Here is a 19,065-nt window from a genome sequence, read left to right on the forward strand (position 1 = left end):
TGGTTTAGTACCTCCGCTTTCTCTCTTTCATTTCCGTCATAAACGTCAAATAGTTCTGATGGCGGCTAGGCGCGATAGAGCCCTCCTCGACCGCCTTCAGCACTGCGCATCCCGGCTCATGCACATGGGTGCAGGCCCGGAATTTGCAGTCCGGCGCAAGCTCACGCATCTCGCGGAAGCAATACCCCAGATCCTCAATGCCAAGCTCCGTGAAATCAAGCTGGCTGAAGCCCGGCGTATCCGCCACGTAACCGCCGCCTATCTCGACGAGTTCTACATGGCGCGTTGTATGCTTGCCCCGGCCAAGTCTGTTGCTGATCTCGTTTGTCTCGAGCTCAAGGCCCGGCACAAGAGCGTTCAGAAGCGAGGATTTGCCTACGCCCGATTGACCCGCGAAGACCGCTACATGCCCTTTAAGGCGGTCATGCAGCTCCTCAACGCCTACGCCTTGGCGAGAACTGGTTCCGTATACTTCATAGCCAATAGCCGTGTAAATCCGGTTTACCGCTTCGGCAGCGGCTATGGCTTCTTCCGTCTCTTCGCCGTTCTGCTCCAAATCCTGCTTGCTTAAGCAGAGCACCGCCTCAATACCCGAATGCTCGATATGGACGAGGAATTTGTCAAGCAGCTGCAAATTCAAGGTAGGCTCCGTCACGGAGAAGACAAGGATAGCCAGATCGACATTGGCGACCGGCGGCCGGATCAGCTCGGAAGAGCGGGGCAGGAGTTCCTCTACCGTTCCCTCCCCGTTTTCCGTTAAGCTGTACACCACGTCATCGCCTACAAGCGGCGTTAAACCTCTCTTCTTGAATACGCCGCGAGCACGGCATTGCACCGTTTGCCCCGGCGATTCCGCATCATGCGGCAATACGTAGTAATAACCGCTGAGCGCCTTGACGATTCTTCCCTTGGCTTCACTATTGCTGCTCATCTTGGCCTCCGTTGTCAGTGCTTTCTGTCGGATCCGCATTTGCCGGCTGATCCGGACTTTCGGTTTTCTCTGTCGGGTCGGTACTGGTCTCCGTGCCTGTATTGTTAGTGCCGCCGTTATTGCTGTTGCCGGATCCCGGTATGGTAAGCGAAGAGGAATTCGAACCTTGCGCCAGCTCCTCATAAGTGATCGTGCGCGTATCCACGAATTGACCATCCCGGTATACCGTCACTCTGGCTTCCGTATTCGGCGCCAAAATGACTTGCACGGGGAAGGATTGGGTATCTTGAATTTGGCGCTTGCCCCATTCGATATCCTGACCGCGAGCATCGGAATATACGATCCGGATTTCGCTTGTTTTCCCCGCTTCGGCCGGCGAAATCGTTACGTTGAACGTATGGTTCTTCGCATCCTTCGGCGGACCGGAGCTTACGGTAATCGTTATTTTCGATCCTTTAGGCACCGGATCGTTAGGCTTGAACTGATTCTGGTCAATAACGGATCCTTTGCTTTGCGTGTAGCTTGGCTCTTCCAGAATGTCGTCATCCTGCAGGACCAGCCCGTTGGACTTCACGATATCCTTGGCTTCGGCAACGGTATGGCCGATCAGATTCGGCATCGGAATCGTTTCGCGGCCTTTGCTCACCATAAACTTGACGGTCGCCGTCTTCGGATCGAATTCCGAGCCAAACTCCGGCGTCTGGCTTATGATCGTGCCCGGATCCTGATCGCTGAATACTTGCTCCGCTGAAATCTGATCATCAGGCACGCCGAGCGCTATCAGATCATCCTTGGCCTCCTGCAGCTGCTTGCCCTTATAGTCGGTTATCTTCTCCAGCACGGCACCGTCGCTGACGGACAGCTGAATCCAAGAGCCTTCCTTCACCCGCATATTGGCCTTGTCCTGCGCAAAGACCTGGCCCGCAGGCACATCGCCCATAAACTCGTGAATAACGGGCTCCTTGACCCTGAGCCCTTTTTCCTCGAGCATAGCCCTAGCTACATCCTCCTGCTTGCCGACTACGAAAGGCACGTCCACTTCCGGCACGTCAAGCTTGTTCAACAGAGCAAAGAAGCCCCATATAATCAAGCCTAATATGACCAGGGTTACCGCTACGATCGTTGTTGGGCGCTTCCAGCCTTTAGGCTTTCCGCTTGCTTTCTCGTCTTTCCATTCCGCTTCCGGCTGACTCGATGCAGCAGCAGCCTTATTCGCTCGCTCAAGGGGAGCGGATGCCTCAACAGGCGGCGGAACAGGCGTTAATTCGTACTGCTGCGCAGAGGCGAGCATATCGCCCCGTATCGCGGGCATCACGCGTGTCTCATCGAGATCGCTGCCGCTTGTGAACGTCGCCTTCGGCTCGCTCAAACGGCTTGGCTTAAGACAAGTATCCAGGTCGTTAAGCATCTCGCGGGCCGATTGATAGCGTTCATTCGGGTTTTTGCGCATCGCGCGCAAAATCACGTTTTCCACACTCTGCGGAATGTGAGGATTCACCTTCCTAGGCTCCTCGAACTCCTCCTGCAAATGCTTGAGCGCAACGCTGATCGGGCTTTCTCCGAAGAACGGAAGCTTCCCCGTCAGCATCTGGTAGAGCACAATGCCGAGAGAGTACAGGTCGGACTTCTCCCCCGTGCTGATCCCTTTGGCATGCTCAGGCGAAAAATAATGAACCGAACCGACAACCGATCCGGTCTGCGTAATCGTAGAGGAAGTTACGGCACGGGCAATCCCGAAGTCCGTTACCTTCACTCTTCCGTTCTTGCCAATCAAGATGTTATGAGGCTTAATATCGCGATGAATAATATGATTCTGATGGGCGTGCTCCAGCGCATCGCAGATCTGCACGGCAATACGCACCGCTTCGTCGGCCTGCAGCGGCGCACGCTCATGAATAATTTCGTTAAGATTATGACCTTCGATATATTCCATTACGATGTAGTGAGTATCCTCTTCCTGTCCTACATCGTAAATACTGACGACATTCGGATGAGACAGAGAGGCAGCCGACTGCGCTTCCCTGCGGAATCTCCGAATAAATTCTTCGTCATGGACGAATTGCTGTCTCAGAATCTTTACTGCGACATTACGGTTCAGCAGAATATCATGCGCCTTATAGACAAGCGCCATTCCGCCTCCGCCGATTCTCGTTAAAATTTCATAGCGACCACCTAATTGATGTCCGATCATCCGTTGTCACCTCCTCGATAAGCAGCGCTTTCCTCCTGAAGAAGCACGACCGTAACATTGTCGTCTCCTCCGGCTTGCAGCGCCAATTGAATGAGGCGATCCGCTTTATCATCCAATCCCAGCCCTTCCTCACGAACCGTCTGCAGCATCTCTTCGTCGCTGACCATATTGGTCAGACCGTCGCTGCAGAGCAGCAAAACATCGTTATCGGACAAAGCTGCGGTATAAATATCTACCTCGACTTGCGCGTCCGTGCCAACAGCACGGGTAATAACATTGCGGCGCGGGTGATGCGCCGCTTCCTCCAGGCTGATCTGGCCGGATTTGACCAGTTCATTGACGAGGGTATGATCCTCCGTCAATTGCGCAATTCCATCTGCGGTAATGAGATAGGCGCGGCTGTCCCCGATATGCCCGATAATCAATTGCTGTTCCTTGTACAGGGCAGCTACGATTGTCGTTCCCATATTGTAGTACTGCTCGTTGCGTGATGCCATATCGTAGACGACGTCATTAGCCATGACAAGCGCCTGGCGAATCAGCATTTTCCCCTCTTGCATCGATAAATCCGCCTTCGACGCGCTCTTCTCGAGCATGTCTCTGAACGTATTAACCGCCAGCTGGCTCGCTACATCCCCGGCTTGATGGCCGCCCATTCCGTCGGCGACAATCGCTAAAGTAATGCCGTTATCCAGCTGTCCTACCCACGAACGATCTTCGTTAATATGACGAATTCGTCCGACATCGCTTCGGTTTGCCGTAATCAACCGTGATCACCTCGTCGTGGACTCCATATGTTTCGCCCTCAATTGGCCGCATGCAGCCGCAATATCATGGCCTTGCTCCCTGCGGATCGTGCAATTGATTTTGTTCTTTTCCAGAATGCGCTGGAATTCGAAAATGTCATTGCGCGGCGTGCGTACATAGTTCCTCTCCGGCACGTGGTTAACCGGGATCAGGTTGACATGGCACAACATGCCTTGAAGCACGTCGGCAAGCTCCTGAGCATGCTCAGCCTGGTCGTTAACGCCGCCGATCAAGGCGTATTCAAACGTGATGCGGCGGCCGGTCTTCGCAATATGATTGCGGCAGGCTGCCATTACATCCTCGAACGGGAAGCGGCGGTTAACCGGCATCAGCTTGGATCTGAGCTTGTCATTAGGCGCATGGATCGAGATGGCAAGGTTGATTTGCGTATTCTCTTCCGTAAATTTATACATGCTTGGTACGATACCGCTTGTCGAAACGGTGATATGGCGCTGGCCGATATTCAGACCCTTCTCATGAATCATAATACGCAGGAAGGTCATCGTGGCGTCATAATTTTCGAATGGTTCGCCGGAACCCATAATAACGATGCTTGATACGCGTTCCCCTGTGGCATCCAGCATCTGCTGGGCCGTTACCACTTGCGCAACAATCTCGCCGGCGGTCAGATTGCGTTTCAGACCGCCAAGCGTCGAGGCGCAGAAGGTACAGCCAATCCGGCAGCCTACCTGCGTCGTTACGCAGATGCTGTTGCCGTACTCATGGCGCATAATAACGGTCTCGATCGCATGGTTGTCATGCAGGCCAAACAGGAATTTGACCGTGCCGTCCTTCGACTCGAATTTTGTTATCTCCGACAGCGTCACGAACTGGAAGGATTCTTCCAGCTTCTCGCGAAGCGGTTTCGGCAGATTGGACATCTCTTCAAAGCTCTTCACGCGCTTAACGTACAGCCAATCGAACAGCTGTCCGCCGCGGAAAGCCGGCTCGCCGTTCTCTTTCATCCAGTCTTGAAGCTGGTCGAGGTTATAGTCATAAATTATTGGTTTCATCTTCTTATTATCACACCTGACTCTGAAATAGCGCGCCTGTTATGCCGGCGCTGATGATTTATTTTACCACAAACGCCCATGCCGAGCCACAAGGGCCCTACGGGCGTCTGCGGAGACGGGCAATAAAGAAACCGTCGCTGCCGTAATGATGCGGAAGCAGCTGCGCTTGTCCGTCGAATGAACTGTCGATAATGCCTTTCTCGCGCAGCGGCGCGAGAGCTTCCTCCGGCCATTCCGCGTCAAGCTGGAATTCGGGATGCTCCTTCAGGAAAACCGCCACCTGTTCTTCGTTCTCGGTACTCTCAATCGTACAGGTGCTGTACACCAGCGTTCCGCCAGGCTTAACCAGTCCTGCCACAGCCCCGAGCAGCCGGCGCTGAATCGCCGCGATCTCGGCGACATCGCCGGCTGTTTTCGTCCATTTGATTTCCGGCTTGCGGCGGATAACGCCAAAACCCGAACATGGCGCGTCCAGCAGCACCGCATCGATCGAAGCCGGGGCAAACCGTTCGCCCAGCTTGCCGGCATCTTCGGTGATCGCCTCGATATTTTGAAGGCCGAGACGTACCGCCTGATCGACGATAAGCTGGCGCTTGTGCGGATGAAGGTCGTTGGCATAGACCTTGCCTTTGCCGCTCATCAGCTCCGCCATATGGGTTGTTTTCCCGCCCGGCGCCGCGCAGCAATCCAGCACCTGCATGCCCGCCTTAGGCGCGACCACCTCGGCAACCAGCATGGAGCTTTCGTCCTGCATCGTCCAGAGACCATCGCGGAAGCCTTCCGTATCGGCCAGATTGCCCCCGCGTCGCACTACGATACCGGCAGGCGCAAGTCTTGAAGCTTCAGCATCGCCGCCCTGTTCGGTCAGCAGGCTAAGCACCTCGTTTCGCGATGAGCGGAGCGGATTGACGCGAACGCTGGCATGCGGCGGCTCATTGCCCGAAGCGCAGATCGCTTCGGCTGTTTCCGCGCCGTATGCTTTGACCCAGCGTTCAACCAGCCACTCCGGATAAGAATATCTGACGGAGATCTGCACGACAGGATTCTTGTCCGCGATGGCATCAACCGTCAGCTCTGCACGGTTCCGGTCAATGCTGCGAAGAATGCCGTTCACCATTCCTGAAATTCCCTGATGTCCTCTGCGCTTTGCAATGGTTACCGCCTCGTTCACCGCAGCATGGGCCGGAATACGGTCAAGATACAGCAATTGATAAGCGCTCATGCGCAATAGCTGATGGACCCAAGGCTCCAGCTTGCGCAGCCCTTTGGCCGCGAATTTGCCAAGCCAATGATCCAGTGTCAGCTGGCGCTGAATTGTTCCGTACACGAGCTCGGTTACAAGAGCAGCGTCCGCGCGCTGCAGCTGTGCTTCCTGCAGGACACGGTTGAGCTGCAGGTTGCTGTACGCACCAGTCTCCGCCACCTTTACCAGGGTATCAAGCGCAAGCTCGCGCGGCGTACGGACGCGTGCCGGGCGCTGTTCCTTGCGCCCCTCCTGTCCAGGTCCGCGGCCATGGCCTTTTCCGCCTGGCTTCCGCTTTGGCCGCGATTTAAAAGTTTCCCGTTCGCTCATGCTTCGCCACCGCCAAATACAGCATCGGAAGACAGTCGTGCGCCAGGCAGCCAGTCCGCAACCGTCATAACCCGCTTGCCTGAAGGCTGAACCTCAAGCAAGCGAAGCAGCCCGTCACCGGTCTGTACGTCAATACCGGAGGTGCTTGCGGCAACTACGGTACCCGGAGCAGCGGATTCGTTACCCGCCTTGCCGTCAGGCTTCGCGCATGCCCATACTTTAAACACTTCGCCGTTCAGGTATGTAAAAGCGCCTGCCATCGGAGATAATCCGCGTACCTGGTTAAAGATGCTGCGCGCCGGCTTGCTCCAGTCGATCCGCTCATCCTCGCGCGTTAAGTTTGGCGCATACGTAGCCAGTTCGTTATCCTGGGGCTCGGCCTGCAGTTCGCCTGCAAGAAGGGCAGGGAGCGTACGTCCCAGCAATTCAGCGCCGGCAGCGCTCAGCTTTTCGAACAAAGTACCCGAAGTATCCTCGTCCGTAATCGGAACTTCAATCTTGCTGATCATATCGCCGGTATCGAGACCTTCCGCCATATACATAATCGTTACGCCGGTAACCGTCTCGCCGTTAATAATCGAGCGCTGGATCGGAGCACCGCCGCGGTAGCGCGGCAGCAGCGAGCCATGCACGTTGATGCAGCCAAGCCGCGGGATGTCCAAAAGCGCCTTCGGCAAAATTTGTCCGTAAGCGGCTGTAACAATCAGATCCGGTTGAAGCTCGGCGATGGCCGCAACCGCTTCAGCGCTGCGCATCCGCTCCGGCTGAAGGACCGGCAGGCCAAATGCAAGAGCCGCTTCCTTCAGAGGAGGCGGCGTCAACACGCGTTTGCGTCCTTTCGGTCGGTCTGGCTGCGACACGGCAGCAACTACATCGTAGCCCTGCTCGATCAAAAGCCGCAAAGAAGGAACGGCGAATTCCGGCGTTCCCATAAATACAATACGCATTCCTTTACTCGCCGCCTTTTCTTTGTCTTGCCGTAATGTCATATACATTTTGCGCAATATCCGTGAACAGAATGCCATTCAGATGATCAATCTCATGCTGGAACGCAACCGCGAGGAAGCCGCTTGCCTCTACCGTAAACGGATTGCCTTCCCCGTCCTGCCCGTTTATAACGATCCGCTCGTAACGCTTTACGTCGCCGTTCAGGTTCGGAATGCTGAGGCAGCCCTCCGGACCAACCTGCTCGCCTTCATTTTCAACAATAACGGGATTAACCATCGAGATCAGACCTGTCTCGTCGCCGATATCCACAACAATGACGCGCTTCGATATGCCGATCTGCGGAGCCGCAAGCCCTACGCCGTCCGCGTCATACATGGTCTCTGCCATATCCTTCAGAAGCTTTTGCAGATTGGAGTTGAATTTCGTTACTTCCTTTGCCGTCTCGCGGAGCACCGGATCGGGTTCTTTCACAATAATACGAATGGCCATGGCCGTTACCTTCCTTTACAATCGTTATCTATTTTATAAAATGACTTGTGGGTCGACATCGATGCTAAACTGCACCAGCTTTGCCTGTGAGCCCTCCACAAAAGGCGCCATTGCATGCCTTAGCAGCGCGGGTATGTCGATGTTTCCACGATATTTTATCACACATTGAAAACGGTAGCGATCTTTCATTCTAGAAATTGGCGAGGCGACCGGCCCAAGAATATCCATCGCCCTTGGCAGACCGCCTTCAAGCGGGCCAAGAACCCCTTCATCCGACGCCAGCCCCCTAAGCCGCTCGGCAAACTGTTCGCTGACCGAAGACAGCAGAGGCAGCTGTTCATGCGACATCGTCACCAGAACCAGCCGGCAATAAGGCGGATAGCCCATCACGCTCCGGTGCTTCAGCTCTTCCCGCACAAATGCGGCATAATCATGATGCTGGGCGGTAAGAATGGCATAATGCTCGGGAGAATACGTCTGAATGATAACCTCCCCGGGAAGATGATGGCGCCCGGCGCGTCCCGCTACCTGCGTCAGCAGCTGGAACGTCCGCTCCGCCGAACGGAAGTCCGGCAGATTGAGCGACGTATCAGCGGCTATTACGCCAACCAGCGTAACGTACGGAAAGTCGAGTCCCTTCGCGACCATCTGCGTGCCCAGCAGCACATCGGCCTTCCGCTCGCCGAATTGCTTCAGCAGCTTCTCGTGAGAATGCTTCTCGGAGGTTGTATCCACATCCATCCGGATCACCCGGATCCCCGGGAACAGCTTCGCCAGCTCTTCCTCTACCCGCTGCGTCCCTGTCCCGAAATAGCGGATATGCTCGCTGCTGCAGGACGGGCATTCTTTCGGAGCCAGCTCGGCATGCCCGCAATAATGGCATCGCAACGCCCGTGATTTCTGATGGTAGGTCAGCGAAATATCGCAATGCGGACAAGCAGCCGTATAACCGCAGGAGCGGCACATCACGAAGGTGGAATAGCCCCGCCGGTTAAGCAGCAGCACCGACTGCTCGCCGCGTTCCAGCCTGTCGGCCAGCGCGGCATGCAGCTTCCGGCTGAACATCGACCGGTTGCCGTCCTGCAGTTCGCCGCGCATGTCAATGACTTGCACCGGCGGCATCGGACGGCTGCCGACCCGCTCCGGCATTGGCAGCAGAGCCGACTCCTTGCCGGGCGCAGGCTGGCGGCTGGCGGCGGCGAACGATTCCAGCGACGGCGTCGCTGAGCCAAGCACAACCGCTGCCCCATGCTGCCTTGCGCGCCTTACCGCGACATCCCGCGCATGGTATTTCGGGCTCTCCTCCTGCTTGTAGGAGGATTCATGCTCTTCATCAATAATAATAAGCCCAATCCGCTCAAAAGGTGCAAAAATCGCGGAACGAGCGCCGATTGCGACCTGTACGCGGCGGCTCCGGATTTTGCGCCACTCGTCATAACGCTCGCCGTTCGACAGCCGGCTGTGCAGCACGGCGACGGCTTCGCCAAAGCGTCCTTTGAATCGCTCCACCATCTGCGGAGTAAGCGAAATTTCCGGTACCAGCACTATTGCCTGCTTGCCTAGCTCCAGGCAATGCTGGATCGACTGCATATAGACCTCGGTCTTGCCGCTTCCCGTAACACCATGAAGCAGCAATACCTGCGGCTCGCCGCGGCTTACCGTGCCGGCAATCCGCTCGTACACGTCCTGCTGGCCGGGCATAAGCGGCAGCGGTACGGTCCGCTCGAAATCCCGGCCTGCGTACGGATCCCGTTCCTGCTCTACCTCATGAAGGCCAAGCAGGCCCTTGTCCGCAAGCGCCCGAACGCTGGCAGGCGAACCGCCTGCTTCCGCCAGCAGCGCCTGCAGCGGCATCGCCTCGCCGCGCTCCAGCATGAAGGCGAGCAGCTCCCGCTGCTTCCCGGCTCGGGCTGGAAAGTTCGCCAGCGCTTCGCGTGCCGCAGCTTCATCATCCGGCGGAAACACGGTAAGCACCTTTCGGATCGCCAGACGGTCGCGGATCGAAGTCTGCTCCTGAAGCAGCCCGTCGCGGAGCGCCTCTTTTATAGCTGCCGTCTGCTCCGGATACCGCTGCTGCAGCGTTTCCAGCTTAAGCTGCTTCTGCCTGCCGATCCACGTCAGCATCTCCTCCGGCAGCAGCGCCGTCAGACCGTAGTCCTCTGCCGTATAATCCGGATCATCGTTCAGACTGATATACCGTTCCGCTTTCCCTTTCAGAGCGGCCGGAATCATGGCCTGCAGCGCCGTCGTCCATGAGCAGCAATATTTGTCGCTCATCCATTTGGCCAGCTCAATCAGATCGGGCAGCAGCGGCGGAACCGGATCAAGCAGCTCGGATACGGCCTTAAGCTTCATGGGATCCACATCCGCCGTCTCCGCGAGCTCAATGACAAAGCCCTGCAGGACCCGTGGGCCAAAAGGAACGCCTACCCGGCTGCCGACCTCAATCCAGTTCTCCATGCCGGGAGGCACTTTATAGTCAAACGGCCGGTCCGTTTGTCGGCTCGGCACGTCTACGATCACTTTGGCAATCATTCTTCGCCCCGACCTCCGCTTTGGGCAGCTCCCTCCGAAAGGCGCCGGGCTGCAATCGTCAGAATGCGCTGAGCCGTCTCGCGCTTGGACAGCAGCGGCATCGCTTCAATTAATCCGCTTGGTCCGTATAACTGTACGATATTCGTGTCCCCGTTAAAGCCTGCGCCTTCCTGGCTGACATCGTTGCCCACGATAAGATCGGCATTTTTTCGCTTCAGCTTGTCCATGGCGTACTTCTCCAGCTGCTCCGTCTCCGCCGCAAAACCGATCAAGAGCTGATGCGTCTTCCGCTCGCCAAGCGTCTGCAAAATATCCGTCGTCTTCTCCAGCTCAAGCGTTAAGGTTTCGCCGGACTTCTTGATCTTCTGACCGTGTCTGGTCACCGGACGGTAATCCGCTACGGCTGCCGATTTAACCACAATATCCGATTCTTCGAACCGTTCCAGCACGGCATCAAGCATCTGCCGCGCCGATTCTACCCGTATAACCTTCACGCCGGCTGGCGGATCAACGGATGTTCTTCCCGCGATAACCGTAACCTCAGCCCCCATCACCTTGGCGGCCTCCGCGATGGCAAAGCCCATTTTGCCGGAAGAATCATTCGTTAAATAACGGACCGGATCAAGACGCTCCATCGTGCCTCCCGCCGTTACCAGCACGCGCTTGCCAGCAAGCGTTCCATGCTCCTTCGCTTTCAGAAGGGAATGTACCGCAATGACGATATCCTCCGGTTCCGCAAGACGGCCTTTTGCCACGTAACCGCAAGCAAGCTGACCCGTTCCCGGCTCCACAAACATCACGCCGCGGGATGCCAGCAGCTCCAGATTGCGGACAACCGCCGGATGCTCATACATATGTACGTTCATGGCCGGAGCGACCAGAACCGGACTTGTTGCTGCAAGCAGAGTTGTGCTCAGCATATCGTCGGCCAAGCCGTTTGCCACTTTCCCAATAATATTCGCAGTTGCAGGCGCAATTACGACCAGATCGGCACGGTCCGCCAAATCAATGTGAGTGACGACCGAAGGGTCTTTCTCGTCAAACGTATCGATGTGCACCGGATGGCGGGACAAGGTCTGCAGCGTGAGCGGCGTAATAAATTTGGTTGCCGATTCCGTCATAATGACATGGACCTCGGCCCCTGCCTGAACAAGCTTGCTGCAGAGCGCCGCGCCTTTATAGGCTGCAATGCCGCCGGTAATGCCTAATACTATCGTTTTTCCTCTCAACATACTGTTTCCCCCGATTTATGCCGTTAATCTATGTATTGACCGTTTAGGTGAGACCCATTCGCGCTTTTTCCTATCATACCATAGGTCATCCTAATTTGTAGCCTGCGCCATTCCCAGATGGAGGAATGGAAATCTTCTATTCAAATCCGTATACTAGAGAGTAGCTATTATTTTTTTTCTAATCCTAACAGAGGTGAGAGCAACTCCATGGACGAACTGAAACGAGCTTACGAAACAATGGGTCTTCCTGAAAACGCTTCGAAAGAAGAGGTCGATAAGCGTTACACCACCTTAATGCGACAAGCTCGGGCAAGACAAAGAGAGAACCCGGACGGAACCGACCAGGCAGACTTTGAGGAAGTAACGCGCGCTTACCGGTATATCCTCGGCGAAGACAACCGGAAAGCCAATGAGGCATTCAACCAGCAGGAATACGGCAAGTACAAAAAAATGGCCGGCTCCGCGGAGAAAGTAGACCATTTCTGGCGCTACTACAAGTTCCACGTGCTTGGCGGCATCATTGCCATCATTCTTGTTATCGTTGGCATTAACAGCTACCTGGACCACCGGGCTGAGCAGGAGCGTCTCGCCAAGCTTCCGCCGGTAGACTTGTCCATTATGTTCCTTGGCGAGTATTACATGAGCGACAGCACGGGCAAGCAGACCGAAGAAGCGGATATCGAAGAAGCGCTCATTAAGCAGTTCCCGGAATTCAAGCGCTTTAAAGTCAATTTCACGTATGTACCGCTGGATGCAAAGGATCAAATGGACATTGCCTCCCAGCAAAAAGCCATGGTCGTACTCGCGACGGAACGCCCGGACATCTATATTACGGATACGGCTGCGTTTAACTGGGTTGGCCCGCAAGGCGCGTTCATGAATCTGGACTCGCAGACGGACATTACCAAGCTGCTTAAGCCGGAGGACAGCTTCAAGCAAAAAACGGAAGAGGATCAGGCCGAGCATACGTACGGCGTAAAAATCTCCGGCAGCCCGATTATCGGAAATATTCCGATGCAAGCCAAAGACAATTATATCGCCAGCGTTCGCGAAGGCTCCAAAAACACCGAAAAAGCACTTCAATTCATCGAGAAATTCCTCGAGACCAAACAATAGGATAAGTAAAAGGAGCAAGTTCCCAAGGGGAGCTTGCTCCTTTTATGTTTGGAGAAACCGGTTGACCTGATTCATCCAGTCACCCTGCTCATCGGCGAGAAGAGTCGTCCAGCCGCGCAGCTCGGGTTCCTTGAAGTTTTTCGCCTGATCGTCAACGAACAAGATCGCCTTTGATTCGAAATGCTGCTCAACCCGTTCGTAGATTGGAGCATCCGGCTTACAGCAGCCGGCTGTACTGGAAATGGTCACGCTGTGCAAATATGGACGGAGCGGGGCAACGATAGGCTCCAGCCATTCCAAGCGGTGGTTGCTGAGCAGATGGATCTTGGCATGCTCGCTCCAGCCCGGAATTTGATCCGCGGCGGGCAGCGGCGTAATTTGCGACAACAGCTTTATTCTAGCCTCATCCCTATCGATTGCCGGGAACCGGCCGCAGATCTCGCCCCAAAATTCATCTTCGGTTATATGGCCCGTCCACAAACTCACACGGATCTCTTGTTTGAATTGGGACAGCTTGTCGCATGGCAGTCCATACCGCAATACAAGCTCCTGCCAAAACCCCGGCGAAAAATTCGCCGCAATCACGCCGGCTACGTCTAGAACCAACTCCGGTTTTACTTTCACAGTCAAAGCCGCCTCCTCACGGATAATCTCATTACATCCTCCTACTAATTCAAGCCATTTCAAGTCTTTTCCTGCTCTATAGCCACACTTGAATCGACGGTGCATGAACACAATCCGTTGGCCTGGCTTAACGACGTGTCACATCGCCAAGGAGTTTTCAAAGGGTAAAAAGAAGAGGCTTAACGATGCCCCGCATCGTTAAGCCATGTAAAATCGCCGGGATCCGCAGAAATGACAGATGCGGTGTCCCTTAACGACGAGGTGCAAGCTGATGACTAATAAAGCCCGCAGGCTCTAATCCGGCGCCAGAAGCGCCAGCCCAAGCTTGAGGGGATGCACAAATTCAACCAATCAGCAAAGCATAGACTACGCCGGGTCCGTGGACGCCGATCGTCAAATCATTCTCGATATCGGCCGAACGGCTTGGACCGGAAATAAAGTGAATCCCGGCCGGCAGCTGCTCGCGTCCCGCTTCATCGAAATTTATCAAGATCTCGCCTAGTCGCGTCTTTAAGCGCTCAAGCGGGATCAGAACAAACAATACCGTTGGCAATAGGCTTACCGAGCGGCCTTTATCCTCCGAGGATAAGACGGTTACGGAGCCGGTATAAGCGGCCGCATAGTCGGCAATTACAATACCGAAGTCCGATTCCGCAGCTCGCGCTCTCCAGTTCTCCCCTGCCTCGCTGTTCCATACGCGGACTTCCGCTCCCGATGCGGCAAGCGCCTCCTCGAGTCCAAGCTCGCTTAACTCCGGCTGATTTTGCCGGATGACGTATTTGGCGCTAAGCGCATCCGCTTTTTCCGCGATAAACCGCTTAGCCGCTTCCATGTCGGCAAGCCGCTCCACATGCCCGCCGGCTGCCTTGAAGTTCGACTCGAACCGGTCCATGCGCTCCTCAAGCGGCCATTCAAAGGCTTGCCAGAAATCCGGGGCGCCACGGAACGGATGCTCCGGCGCCGAAGTCATCCGGGGATGTCCCAGCTTCTGGGCGATCCCGTTCATGAACGTCTCCTGCTTGCGCTTTGATTCTTCCGCTAACCGCCTCAGCCACTCCTCATGGGAATCAACCTGCTTAGCCATGACCGTTGCCTCCCTCGCTGTCTCTGCCCTGCACAATGGCTTCCATCCGGCTGCGCATGTCGGGAGCAACCTCCTTCAATCCATGGCGCAGCTCCTGCTCAAGCGTCCCCCATTGTTCGCGGAACGACTTTTTCGGCAGGCTTGGCGTTACCCGGTACGTATTCCAGCCTTTAAGAGGACCAAGCTTCAGACGGATTCCCCCGTCTCTTACCACAAGCTTTTGTCCCAGCTTGCCTAGCTTCACAAGGCCGGCATAACGCTTCGAGCTGCCCATTACGGCAGCAAAGCCTTTCATCCCAATCGACTCTGCCGCATTGCCATGCCCTTGCTCCAGCTTGCGCCGGCGCAAATAAATCAGCATCTCGTGAAGCGGAATTTTGACCGGACAGGCCTCGTAGCAGGCGCCGCACAAGCTTGATGCGTTGGCGATATCGTCCCACTCCGCTACATTTTTCTGCAATGCAGGAGTCAGTACGGCACCGATAGGACCGCTGTAAGTACCGCCGTATGCGTGTCCGCCGATGTGACGGTACACCGGACAAGCGTTTAGACAAGCGCCGCAGCGGATGCAATTCAAGAGTTCCTGGAACTCGGGATCGCCCAGCTGCAGGGACCGTCCGTTATCGACGATAATAATATGCATCTCATCCGGTCCGTCCGCGTCAACATCGCGTCTTGGACCGGTTATGCCGGACATGTAAACCGTCAGCTTCTGCCCTGTCGCCGACCGCGGCAGCAGAGTAGCCATAACCTCCAGATCCGCCCAGGACGGAATAATCCGCTCCATCCCCATCAGCGTAATCTGCGTCTTCGGAACGGTTGTAACCATCCGTGCGTTTCCTTCGTTCTCGAAGAGCACCATCGAGCCGGTCTCGGCAATCGCGAAGTTGCAGCCGGTCATCCCGATATCCGCCTCCAGGAACTTCTCCCGCAGCTTCTTGCGCACAAAGCCCGCAAGAATGGATGTATCGGGAGCAAGCGTCTCGCCCGCTTCCTGAGACAGAAGATCGGCCACCTGATAACGATTCTTGTGAATAGCCGGGATAATAATATGGGAAGGCGTCTCGCCGGCCAGCTGGATGATATACTCGCCAAGATCCGTTTCGATGGCTTCAACGCCGATGGACTCAAGCTCATGATTCAAATGCAGCTCTTCCGTAACCATCGATTTCGACTTTACAACCGACTTCGCCTGCTTGCGCTGCGCAATCTCAAGAGACAGCTTCACCGCTTCGGCAGACGTCTCGGCAAAATGCACATGCACGCCGTTAGCGCGCGCCTGATTCGCAAACATATTCAAATAGTAATCCAGATGAGCTATCGTATGAAGCCGGATTTGCCGTCCGCGCTCCCGCCAGTCATCCCAATTGCCATGCTCGGCGGAAGCCTGCTTTTTGCCGTTCCGAAGACGTTCCGTTGTGAACTTGACCGCTTTGCGCAGGAACTCGTCGTTCAGCGCCAATTCTGCGCGTTCTTTTACCGTTGATGCCGTACCAGCCGTACTCATGCTTGCTTCACCCCTTCATACAAGAGCTCTGCCAAATGCATCACCTTTACCGGCTGATTGCGGTACCGCAGGTTGCCGGCAATATTCATCAGACAAGCCAGATCAAGCCCAACCAGCACTTCGGCCTCCGTCTCCAGCACATGGTCCACCTTCTCCGTTACCATCGCGCCGGAAATATCGGCCATCTTTACCGCAAACGTGCCGCCAAAGCCGCAGCAATCCTCCGCGAAAGGAAGCGGAACAAGCTCAAGCCCCTGCACATGGCGCATAAGCTCCATCGGTTCTTCCTTAATCCCTAGCAGCCTGCTGCCATGACAGGAAGGATGGTACGTTACTTTGTGCGGGAATACCGCGCCAACGTCTTTTACGCCAAGCACTTGAACTAGAAATTGCGTAAATTCATAAGATTTGCGTTGAAGCTTCAATGCCCGCTCATGCATAACCGGATCCGCTTCAAACAGCTTGGGATAATGATGAATCATGCCCGTACAGGAGCCGGAGGGCGAAATAACGAAGTCCGAGTCCTCGAATGCATCGAGAATCGTCTTTGCGCTCTCCCGCGCTTCCTTCCAATAACCGCTGTTGAAGGCGGGTTGGCCGCAGCAGGTTTGTACCGTTGGAAAATGCAGTTGAATTCCGTACTTGGCCAGAAGTCTGACCATTGCCTCTCCCACTCGGGGATATATCGTGTCGCTAAGACAGGTGATAAATAATGAGACCTTCACCTCGTCACCTCACAAACGTATCGATTCGTTAAACCATCGTAACCGGGATTGAACGCTCGGATAGCCCGGCTGCAGCTTCCTGTGAAAGCCGGCGGTCCGTGATAATGGCGTCGACCTCAGCCAGATCACCTACATGGGTAAATGCCTGAACGCCAAACTTGCTGGAATCCGCAAGCAGGATGACCTGCTCCGCAATACCGAGCATCTTATGTTTAATGCGTGCCTGGAGCTCATTCGATTCGCTGATGCCGCGCTCCAGATGCACACCCTTGCAGGATAAAAACAGCTTGTTTACATGATAGGTTTCGAGTGACCGTTCCGCGAGCGGCCCTACATAGGATAAAGAACGCGAAGCCAGAATGCCGCCGGTCGAGATCACTTCGATCTTCTCCTTATTGCTTAGGGCGACGGCAACTTTAATCGAATTGGTCAAAACAGTGAGAGAAATATCCGGTAGAATCGATGCCATATACCATGCTGTGGAACTGGCGTCCAGCAAAATCCGGTCATTCGGCTTAATCAGCTTGACCGCTTCTTCCGCAATACGTCGCTTCTCGTCTGCATGCATAATTTCGCGCTCCGCCACCGGAGTCTCCGGCTGCGCATCCTTCACGCTGACCGCGCCGCCATGCGAGCGGCGAAGCCGTCCCGCCTGTTCCAGGCGGTCGAGATCCCGTCGGATCGTCTCCTCCGTAACCTGGCAAAGCTCGCTCAGCTCCGATACCCGGATGCTGCCCCGCTCATTCACCAATCGAACTATCGTTTCGTACCGTTCCGCAACCAGCATAGCCTACCTCTTTCTCTTTCTTCTCAATTTTTCCATACCTATCGATTTTAAGGCCAAGCTATTTATTATACAACGAAGGATCAGAACCAGAAGAAACAACATGTTGGGTTAACAGGAATCCCATAACTTGCGAGCCATTTTTGTTTCCCCTCCGATTAGATTTGTTTTTGTTTGTTTATATGTTAACATGTTTGTTTATTTTTGAAAACTGTTATTTCAAACAAAAACGGACATGACCGGAACCGGCAAAAAAACAAAAAAATAGGATGGAGCTGATCAGCTCCATCCTATTTTCAATCAAACTTATTATTCATCTTTATCTATTGTTTGTTCAACAATTACGATGTCGTGGAAGATCTCTTCCAGTGCAACACCAACAAATTTACGGGATTTCGGGTTGCGAAGCTCGGATTTCTCCCCGTTACGCAGCATGCGCGCGCGTCTCGAAGCCGCAACTACAAGCGAATATTTGCTGTCTACTTTTTTCACCATTTCATCAATCGATGGATACAACATTGTTCTTCACCTCTCGCTCAGACTTTCTCAATAGCCGCTGACAGCTCTCCCAGATGGGAATAATACCGGTCTCTCCGGCAATGCTCAGCTGTAATAATACTTTGAATACGGTGGCACGCGGCGTCGATCTCATCGTTAACAACCGCATAATCATAATGACGGATCAGGTTCATTTCTTCAACCGCTACCGTCATCCGGTTATTGATCGTATCCTGGGTTTCCGTTCCCCTGCCCGTAATACGGGACTTCAGCTCGTCAAGCGAAGGAGGAAGCAGGAAGACAAACACGCCTTCCGGGAACTTCTCTTTCACTTTCAACGCGCCTTGAACTTCAATCTCCAGAATAACGTCCTTGCCGCTTGCAAGCGTACTCTCCACAAAATCGCGAGGAGTACCATAGCAATTGCCAACATATTCGGCATGTTCGAGGAGTGCGTCTTTTGCAATCATCTCCTTGAACTGCTCTTTCGTCTTGAAGAAATAATTAATACCATCGATTTCGCCTTGTCTTGGCTTCCGGGTCGTAGCAGAAACGGAATAGACAAGCTCAGGCACCTTTTGGCGAAGGACGGAACACACGGTTCCTTTTCCTACGCCTGAAGGTCCGGACAATACAATCAACAATCCCTTATCCATATTACTCCCCGTATTATTCGTCGTTATCGTCATCCTTGGTCGACAAGCGATGCGCAACTGTCTCTGGCTGCACCGCCGATAAAATGACATGATCGCTGTCCGTAATGATGACAGCACGCGTGCGTCTTCCGTAAGTCGCGTCAATCAGCATATGTCTGTCACGTGCTTCTTGAATAATTCGTTTAATTGGTGCCGACTCCGGACTAACAATTGAAATAATGCGATTGGCCGAAACAATATTGCCGAAGCCGATATTAATAAGTTTAATAGCCAAGTCAGGTTCCCCCTCCGGTCTTCCTCGTGCAACTCCCGTATAAATCATATATTTGTATAAATGTATTGGACCCTGATG

18 protein-coding genes are annotated in these 19,065 nt (G+C 54.5%); 1 reads left to right on the forward strand and 17 read right to left on the reverse strand.

What is annotated here, in order from left to right; genetic code table 11:
- Window positions 1-4 precede the first annotated feature (4 nt).
- From rsgA to coaBC, 9 genes are all read right to left on the reverse strand, one after another.
- Window positions 5-931 (reverse strand): ribosome small subunit-dependent GTPase A, encoded by a 927-nt coding sequence (rsgA, locus tag PJDR2_RS18890; RefSeq protein ID WP_015845320.1) that lies wholly within the window; start codon window positions 929-931, stop codon window positions 5-7.
- Window positions 918-3,122: a Stk1 family PASTA domain-containing Ser/Thr kinase gene (gene pknB, locus PJDR2_RS18895; RefSeq protein ID WP_015845321.1), complete on the reverse strand. Its 2,205-nt coding sequence runs from the start codon at window positions 3,120-3,122 to the stop codon at window positions 918-920. Before pknB ends, rsgA begins: the two co-directional genes overlap by 14 nt.
- Window positions 3,119-3,889 carry a Stp1/IreP family PP2C-type Ser/Thr phosphatase gene (locus tag PJDR2_RS18900; RefSeq protein WP_015845322.1) on the reverse strand — a complete coding sequence of 257 codons (771 nt, stop codon included), beginning with the start codon at window positions 3,887-3,889 and terminating at the stop codon, window positions 3,119-3,121. Before PJDR2_RS18900 ends, pknB begins: the two co-directional genes overlap by 4 nt.
- A gap of 6 nt (window positions 3,890-3,895) precedes the next feature.
- Window positions 3,896-4,942, reverse strand: coding sequence for a 23S rRNA (adenine(2503)-C(2))-methyltransferase RlmN (gene rlmN / locus PJDR2_RS18905; RefSeq protein ID WP_015845323.1), 1,047 nt, complete (start codon window positions 4,940-4,942; stop codon window positions 3,896-3,898).
- A 97-nt stretch (window positions 4,943-5,039) separates the two neighbouring features.
- Window positions 5,040-6,515 (reverse strand): 16S rRNA (cytosine(967)-C(5))-methyltransferase RsmB, encoded by a 1,476-nt coding sequence (gene rsmB, locus PJDR2_RS18910; RefSeq protein WP_015845324.1) that lies wholly within the window; start codon window positions 6,513-6,515, stop codon window positions 5,040-5,042.
- Window positions 6,512-7,462 carry a methionyl-tRNA formyltransferase gene (gene fmt, locus PJDR2_RS18915; protein WP_015845325.1) on the reverse strand — a complete coding sequence of 317 codons (951 nt, stop codon included), beginning with the start codon at window positions 7,460-7,462 and terminating at the stop codon, window positions 6,512-6,514. Before fmt ends, rsmB begins: the two co-directional genes overlap by 4 nt.
- Window positions 7,463-7,466: 4 nt before the next feature.
- Window positions 7,467-7,952, reverse strand: coding sequence for a peptide deformylase (def, locus tag PJDR2_RS18920; RefSeq protein WP_015845326.1), 486 nt, complete (start codon window positions 7,950-7,952; stop codon window positions 7,467-7,469).
- Window positions 7,953-7,985: 33 nt separating this feature from the next.
- Window positions 7,986-10,487 (reverse strand): primosomal protein N', encoded by a 2,502-nt coding sequence (gene priA, locus PJDR2_RS18925; RefSeq protein WP_015845327.1) that lies wholly within the window; start codon window positions 10,485-10,487, stop codon window positions 7,986-7,988.
- Window positions 10,484-11,719 carry a bifunctional phosphopantothenoylcysteine decarboxylase/phosphopantothenate--cysteine ligase CoaBC gene (gene coaBC / locus PJDR2_RS18930; protein ID WP_015845328.1) on the reverse strand — a complete coding sequence of 412 codons (1,236 nt, stop codon included), beginning with the start codon at window positions 11,717-11,719 and terminating at the stop codon, window positions 10,484-10,486. The genes priA and coaBC overlap by 4 nt, the downstream gene beginning before the upstream one ends.
- A 207-nt stretch (window positions 11,720-11,926) precedes the next feature.
- Here coaBC and PJDR2_RS18935 point away from each other — a divergent pair, with 207 nt between their 5' ends.
- Window positions 11,927-12,835, forward strand: coding sequence for a hypothetical protein (locus tag PJDR2_RS18935; RefSeq protein WP_015845329.1), 909 nt, complete (start codon window positions 11,927-11,929; stop codon window positions 12,833-12,835).
- Between the two features lie 42 nt (window positions 12,836-12,877).
- On the opposite strand, the gene PJDR2_RS18940 is transcribed toward PJDR2_RS18935, so the two are convergent.
- The 8 genes from PJDR2_RS18940 to remA form a co-directional block, all read right to left on the reverse strand.
- Window positions 12,878-13,459 carry a hypothetical protein gene (locus PJDR2_RS18940; RefSeq protein WP_041613517.1) on the reverse strand — a complete coding sequence of 194 codons (582 nt, stop codon included), beginning with the start codon at window positions 13,457-13,459 and terminating at the stop codon, window positions 12,878-12,880.
- A gap of 343 nt (window positions 13,460-13,802) precedes the next feature.
- The gene (locus tag PJDR2_RS18945) at window positions 13,803-14,543 is read right to left on the reverse strand and encodes a LutC/YkgG family protein (RefSeq protein WP_015845331.1); all 741 of its coding nucleotides are present in this window, start codon (window positions 14,541-14,543) and stop codon (window positions 13,803-13,805) included.
- Window positions 14,536-16,050 (reverse strand): LutB/LldF family L-lactate oxidation iron-sulfur protein, encoded by a 1,515-nt coding sequence (locus tag PJDR2_RS18950; protein ID WP_015845332.1) that lies wholly within the window; start codon window positions 16,048-16,050, stop codon window positions 14,536-14,538. Before PJDR2_RS18950 ends, PJDR2_RS18945 begins: the two co-directional genes overlap by 8 nt.
- Entirely contained in the window at window positions 16,047-16,775 is a 729-nt protein-coding gene (locus tag PJDR2_RS18955) for a (Fe-S)-binding protein (protein ID WP_015845333.1), read from the reverse strand. The genes PJDR2_RS18950 and PJDR2_RS18955 overlap by 4 nt, the downstream gene beginning before the upstream one ends.
- A gap of 28 nt (window positions 16,776-16,803) precedes the next feature.
- On the reverse strand, window positions 16,804-17,562 hold the full coding sequence (locus PJDR2_RS18960) for a DeoR/GlpR family DNA-binding transcription regulator (RefSeq protein ID WP_015845334.1): 759 nt from the start codon (window positions 17,560-17,562) through the stop codon (window positions 16,804-16,806).
- Window positions 17,563-17,868: 306 nt separating this feature from the next.
- Window positions 17,869-18,078, reverse strand: coding sequence for a DNA-directed RNA polymerase subunit omega (gene rpoZ / locus PJDR2_RS18965; RefSeq protein WP_015845335.1), 210 nt, complete (start codon window positions 18,076-18,078; stop codon window positions 17,869-17,871).
- Window positions 18,079-18,095: 17 nt separating this feature from the next.
- Complete coding sequence (gmk, locus tag PJDR2_RS18970; protein ID WP_015845336.1) at window positions 18,096-18,713, reverse strand: guanylate kinase; 618 nt, start codon at window positions 18,711-18,713, stop codon at window positions 18,096-18,098.
- Between the two features lie 13 nt (window positions 18,714-18,726).
- Complete coding sequence (gene remA / locus PJDR2_RS18975; RefSeq protein ID WP_005548256.1) at window positions 18,727-18,987, reverse strand: extracellular matrix/biofilm regulator RemA; 261 nt, start codon at window positions 18,985-18,987, stop codon at window positions 18,727-18,729.
- Between the last annotated feature and the right edge of the window lie 78 nt (window positions 18,988-19,065).

This window comes from Paenibacillus sp. JDR-2 (assembly GCF_000023585.1).
Classification (GTDB): Bacteria; Bacillota; Bacilli; order Paenibacillales; family Paenibacillaceae; genus Pristimantibacillus.

Coding starts and splice junctions, on each gene's coding strand:
- PJDR2_RS18935 (WP_015845329.1), top strand. CDS start 11,927: ATGGACGAACTGAAACGAGCTTACGAAACAATGGGTCTTCCTGAAAAC.
- def (WP_015845326.1), bottom strand. CDS start 7,952: ATGGCCATTCGTATTATTGTGAAAGAACCCGATCCGGTGCTCCGCGAG.
- PJDR2_RS18950 (WP_015845332.1), bottom strand. CDS start 16,050: ATGAGTACGGCTGGTACGGCATCAACGGTAAAAGAACGCGCAGAATTG.
- rsmB (WP_015845324.1), bottom strand. CDS start 6,515: ATGAGCGAACGGGAAACTTTTAAATCGCGGCCAAAGCGGAAGCCAGGC.
- rlmN (WP_015845323.1), bottom strand. CDS start 4,942: ATGAAACCAATAATTTATGACTATAACCTCGACCAGCTTCAAGACTGG.
- priA (WP_015845327.1), bottom strand. CDS start 10,487: ATGATTGCCAAAGTGATCGTAGACGTGCCGAGCCGACAAACGGACCGG.
- PJDR2_RS18960 (WP_015845334.1), bottom strand. CDS start 17,562: ATGCTGGTTGCGGAACGGTACGAAACGATAGTTCGATTGGTGAATGAG.
- coaBC (WP_015845328.1), bottom strand. CDS start 11,719: ATGTTGAGAGGAAAAACGATAGTATTAGGCATTACCGGCGGCATTGCA.
- rsgA (WP_015845320.1), bottom strand. CDS start 931: ATGAGCAGCAATAGTGAAGCCAAGGGAAGAATCGTCAAGGCGCTCAGC.
- fmt (WP_015845325.1), bottom strand. CDS start 7,462: ATGCGTATTGTATTTATGGGAACGCCGGAATTCGCCGTTCCTTCTTTG.
- gmk (WP_015845336.1), bottom strand. CDS start 18,713: ATGGATAAGGGATTGTTGATTGTATTGTCCGGACCTTCAGGCGTAGGA.
- rpoZ (WP_015845335.1), bottom strand. CDS start 18,078: ATGTTGTATCCATCGATTGATGAAATGGTGAAAAAAGTAGACAGCAAA.
- PJDR2_RS18945 (WP_015845331.1), bottom strand. CDS start 14,543: ATGGCTAAGCAGGTTGATTCCCATGAGGAGTGGCTGAGGCGGTTAGCG.
- pknB (WP_015845321.1), bottom strand. CDS start 3,122: ATGATCGGACATCAATTAGGTGGTCGCTATGAAATTTTAACGAGAATC.